This is a genomic window from Streptomyces sparsus, from assembly GCF_054776295.1.
In genome coordinates this window covers 1-3726 of the sequence record NZ_BAAHCA010000485.1, presented here as the reverse complement: position 1 = coordinate 3726, position 3726 = coordinate 1, and the positions used below count along the sequence as shown (strand labels likewise).

Annotated in this window: 2 protein-coding genes; both read left to right on the top strand. The window is 72.5% G+C overall.

Annotation, left to right across the window (positions count from 1 at the left end; all coding sequences use genetic code 11):
• The first annotated feature begins 103 nt into the window (after window positions 1–103).
• On the top strand, window positions 104–727 hold the full coding sequence (locus tag ACYVE9_RS18920; RefSeq protein WP_461029069.1) for a GntR family transcriptional regulator: 624 nt from the start codon (window positions 104–106) through the stop codon (window positions 725–727).
• A gap of 247 nt (window positions 728–974) precedes the next feature.
• Entirely contained in the window at window positions 975–3674 is a 2700-nt protein-coding gene (gene aceE / locus ACYVE9_RS18915; protein WP_461029068.1) for a pyruvate dehydrogenase (acetyl-transferring), homodimeric type, read from the top strand.
• Window positions 3675–3726: the final 52 nt, after the last annotated feature.

Genomic DNA, 3726 nt, shown 5'->3' with positions numbered 1-3726 from the left:
CCGTGCGGGACCGCCCACGCGCGCGGCGCGGGGCCCGGCGCCCGTATCGTCGGTGTCCGAGAAGCGCCGCAGGAGCCCAAGCCGCAGGAGCCAAGGAGCCCACATGACCCCGCCCGTCGTCCACTCGCTGCGCGAGCAGATCCGCGAGCACCTCGTGGAGGGCATCGTCAGCGGCCGGTGGAAGCCGGGTGAGCGGATCGTGGAGCGGCGTATCGCGACGGAGCTGGAGGTCAGCCAGACGCCGGTGCGGGAGGCCCTGCGTGAGCTGGAGGCGCTCCGGCTGATCGAGTCGGCGCCGAACAAGGGCGTCCGGGTGCGGGCGCTGTCGGCGGCCGACCTGGAGGAGATCTACCCGGTGCGCGCGGGGTTGGAGCAGATCGCCGCGGAGGCGGCTGCCGCACGGCTGGCCGCGGACGTGTCGGTGCTGGAGCCGCACGTGCGGGCGCTCTACGCGGCGGACCGGGCGGGGGACGCGGAGGCGCAGGTGCGGCACACGGTGGCGTTCCACCGGGAGCTGGTGCGCGCGTCGGGCAACAGCGTGCTGCTGCACACCTGGGAGTCGCTGGGCATCGAGGTGTGGACGGCGCTGTCCATCCGCTGGCTGGGCACGGTGCAGGAGTCGTACGCCGAGGAGCACGAGGCCCTCGTGGAGGCCTTCCGGACCCGGAACCCCCGGGTCGCCGAGCTGGTCAAGGAACACGTGCTGGGCTGCGCCCCCCGCCCGTAGACCTCGTTCAGAGCCGCCCCCCGCCCGCAGGACCGGACTCAGGCGGGGCTCGACCCACTCGGGGTGCACTGGGTGCCCGATTCCGTGGCACGGAATGCCAACTTTGCCCTGCGGAAGCAGTTTTTTGCTCCGGAAGCTTTGATCGATCATCGATCGCCACTTACAGTCGATCCGCGGGCGCACCCCCTGTCCTGCCTGCCCGAACGAACACCCCGCACCGTCCCCATCCCGGAAGGCGGCCACCACCATGACCGACCCCGTGTCCTCCCGCAGCAGCGAGCTCGACCAGCTCGTGGACCGCGACCCCCAGGAGACCGCCGAGTGGCGCGAGTCCCTGGACGCCGTCGCCTCGGCCGCGGGGCCGCACCGCGCCGCCTACCTGGTACGCCGCACCGTCGAGCACGCCCGGCACAGCGGGCTGGCGGTCCCGGCGCTGCTGGAGGCCGACTACGTCAACACCATCCCCACCGCCGCCGAGCCGGACTACCCCGGCGACGAGGCGATGGAGTCCCGCATCACCGCCTGGAACAGGTGGAACGCCGCCGCCATGGTGACCCGCGGCAGCCGGTTCGGCGTCGGCGGCCACATCGCCACCTTCGCCTCCGCGGCCTGGCTCTACGAGACGGGCTTCCAGCACTTCTTCCGCGGCAAGGAGGACGGGGAGTCCCACGGCTCCGGCGACCAGCTCTACATCCAGGGCCACGCCTCCCCCGGCATCTACGCCCGCGCCTTCCTCGACGGCCGGCTCACCGAGCAGCACCTCGACAACTTCCGCCAGGAAGCGGGCGGCGAGGGCCTCCCCTCGTACCCGCATCCCCGGCGGCTGCCCTGGCTGTGGGAGTTCCCGACCGTCTCCATGGGCCTCGGCCCGCTGTCCGCGATCTACCAGGCGCGCTTCAACCGCTACCTGACGCACCGCGGCATCAAGGACACCTCCGCCTCGCACGTCTGGGCGTTCCTCGGGGACGGCGAGATGGACGAGCCCGAGTCGACGGCCTCGCTCGCGTTGGCCGCACGGGAGGGGCTGGACAACCTCACCTTCGTCATCAACTGCAACCTCCAGCGCCTCGACGGGCCGGTACGCGCCAACTTCAAGATCGTCTCGGAGCTGGAGGCCCAGTTCCGCGCCGCCGGCTGGAACGTGGTCAAGTCGCTGTGGGGCAACGCCTGGGACGAGCTGTTCCAGCTCGACACCACCGGCGCGCTGCTGCGCAGGCTCCGCGAGGTGCCCGACGCCCAGTTCCAGACGTACGCCACCCGCGACGCCGCCTACATCCGGGAGCACTTCTTCGGCGCCGAGCCGGCGCTCGCGGAGCTGGCGAAGCTGCTGAGCGACGCGAAGATCGCCGAGTGCTTCCAGCGCTCCCGGGCCGGCCACGAGCCGCGCAAGGTGTACGCCGCCTACCGTGCCGCGATCGAGCACCGGGGCGCGCCGACCGTCATCCTGGCGCAGACGGTGAAGGGCCACACGCTGGGCCCGGGCTTCGAGTCGCGCAACGCCAACCACCAGATGAAGAAGCTGTCGGGCAAGGAGTTCCGCGCCATGCGGGACCTGCTCGACCTGCCCATCCCCGACGCGCGGCTGGACGAGGACCTCGTCCCCTACGCGCACCCCGGCCCCGACTCCCCCGAGGTCCGCTACCTGCACGAGCGGCGGGCCGCCCTCGGTGGGCCGGCCCCGGCCCGCCGGGTCCACCAGGTCGTGCTTCCCGAGCCGCCGCAGAAGGCGTTCCAGCCCGGCGAGAAGGGCTCCGGCACGCAGCGCATCGCCACCACGATGGCGTTCGTGCGGCTGGTCAAGGACCTGATGCGGGACAAGGAGACCGGCGCCCGCTGGGTGCCGATCGTGCCCGACGAGGCCCGCACCTTCGGCATGGAGGCGCTGTTCCCCTCCGCCGGCATCTACTCGCCGCTCGGCCAGACCTACGAGCCGGTCGACCGCGACCAGTTGATGTACTACAAGGAGGCCAAGGACGGCCAGATCCTGAACGAGGGCATCACCGAGGCGGGAGCGGTGGCCGACTTCACCGCCGCCGCCACCTCGTACGCCACACACGGCGAGCCGATGATCCCGTTCTACATCTTCTACTCGATGTTCGGCTGGCAGCGGACCGCCGACCAGTTCTGGGCGCTCGGTGACCAGCTGGGCCGCGGCTTCGTGGTCGGTGCGACCGCCGGCCGCACCACGCTGACCGGCGAGGGCCTCCAGCACGCCGACGGGCACTCCCCGCTCATCGCGTCGACGAACCCGGCCGCGCTGAGCTACGACCCGGCGTTCGCCTACGAGATCGGTGTCATCGTCAGGGAGGGCCTGCGGCGGATGTACGGGCCGGACACCGGCCAGGACCCGAACGTCTTCTACTACCTGACGGTCTACAACGAGCCGATGCCGCAGCCGGCCATGCCGCCGGGCGTGGAGGAGGGCGTGCTCAAGGGCCTCTACCGCTTCCGGGAGGCCGAACTGCCCGCCGACGCCCCGGCGGACACGCCCCGGCTCCAGCTGCTGGCCTCGGGCACGGCGATCCACTGGACGCTGGACGCCCAGCGCCTGCTCGCCGAGGACTGGGGGGTCGCAGCCGACGTGTGGTCCGCCACCTCCTGGGGCGAGCTGCGGCGGGACGCCCTGGACTGCGACGCCGCGGCGCTCCGCGGTGAGGACCGCACGCCGTGGGTGACCCGGATGCTGGCGGACGCGCCCGGCCCGGTGCTCGCGGTCAGCGACTGGATGCGCCAGGTCCCGGACCAGATCAGCCAGTGGGTGCCGCAGGAGTACTCCTCGCTGGGCACGGACGGTTTCGGCCTCTCCGACACCCGGGAGCGGGCCCGCCGCCACTTCGGCGTCGACGCCGAGTCGATCGTGGTGGCCGCGCTCGCCCAGCTGGCGCGTCGCGGCGACGTGAAGCGGGAGACGGTCCGGATGGCGGCCGAGCGGTACGGCCTGAGCTGAGGCACCCGCGCACAGCGGCGCGCCCCCGATCGGAAGCTTCCGATCGGGGGCG